Annotated in this window: 1 protein-coding gene; it reads right to left on the reverse strand. The window is 45.3% G+C overall.

Translation table 11 applies throughout. The features are described from left to right. Nucleotides 1-687, reverse strand: a 687-nt coding sequence (locus LN995_RS21655; protein WP_229963181.1) for an NAD(P)H-binding protein, incomplete at its 3' end; no start/stop codon positions are given. Nucleotides 688-1,138 lie beyond the last annotated feature (451 nt).

The following is a 1,138-nucleotide window of genomic DNA, read 5'->3' on the forward strand; positions in this document are numbered from 1 at the left end:
ATGACCGATGGATTTTCCCAAGGCCAGCGCGATCTCGTTGGGTGATACCTCATCACTGGCCAGGTAATGTATCGTTCTTCCGGTGAACGGTTTCTCCATTTCGTCGGCGATGGTGGCGGCAATGTCATAAGGCGATACCCAGGGTTCCTTTCGGTCGCCGCCATAGCTTTGGATTATAGCGCCCTGCGACTGGATCATGGGTAGCCAACGGTAAATGTTACTGAAAAAGCCCACAGGACGCATGAACTTGATGGATACGTTTTCCGGTAGCGTTTTCAGTATGTTCTCCACGGTATGGTGCACCAACAGACTACCCGTGCCTTTCTCCGAATGTGCCCCAACACTGCTCAGGTGCACAATACGGGTAACCCCCGACTTTTGCACCGCTTGCACGTAATTGGCGGCTATCTTTTTGAATTCCGCTAAGAAGTCGATTGTTTTGTCGAAGATGCTCCCTATTCCCTCCCAGGCTTCCATCAAATAAACGGCATCTGCTCCGCTGAATGTCTGTGCCAGAAAATCGGCATCCTGAACGCTTCCGATTGCCGGAATGGCTCCGATGTCCTTTATGGCTGCCTTCCTTTCGGCTTTACTACTGATCACAGTTACCTGGTGTCCTTTTGCTACCAATGACTGGGTGAGCGGTTTTCCTATGTTCCCTAGAGAACCTGTTAATACGATGTTCATTTTGCTGGTTTTTGTTTATGCAAAATTGCATCACAACGCAGAGGCAGAGATAACAGAAATGAGGTTTTTAGTAACTGAAACGAGTAAGTCTGATTTCGCTGGTACAGAAGTGGCAGTGGTTAGCTGTTAAGGTACGTCTCAATTTTATTTTATGTGCAGGATCTGTTTTTCCTGGTATACAACCTTAGTTCTTTCCTTTTGTTGGTGATTATGTATTCACTGAGTCCATTTAACCGATTTTATAAATGAAAAGCACCTCTCTTTAGAAAACCTCTCCCAACCACTGTTCTCAGTTTTAAGGTGCCCATTGAATCAATCAAACTTTATAAGCAGGCCGTTAAGTGAGTTTTTAAAAGATTTGGCAAGCATATCAACCACTGATGAAATCGTAAAGCAATTACGGCTTGTACTGTGTCCTGAACGGCTGTCTGTTGAACATAAAAGCAGTTAT

This window comes from Pontibacter silvestris (assembly GCF_020907275.1).
In the GTDB taxonomy this organism is placed as follows: domain Bacteria; phylum Bacteroidota; class Bacteroidia; order Cytophagales; family Hymenobacteraceae; genus Pontibacter; species Pontibacter silvestris.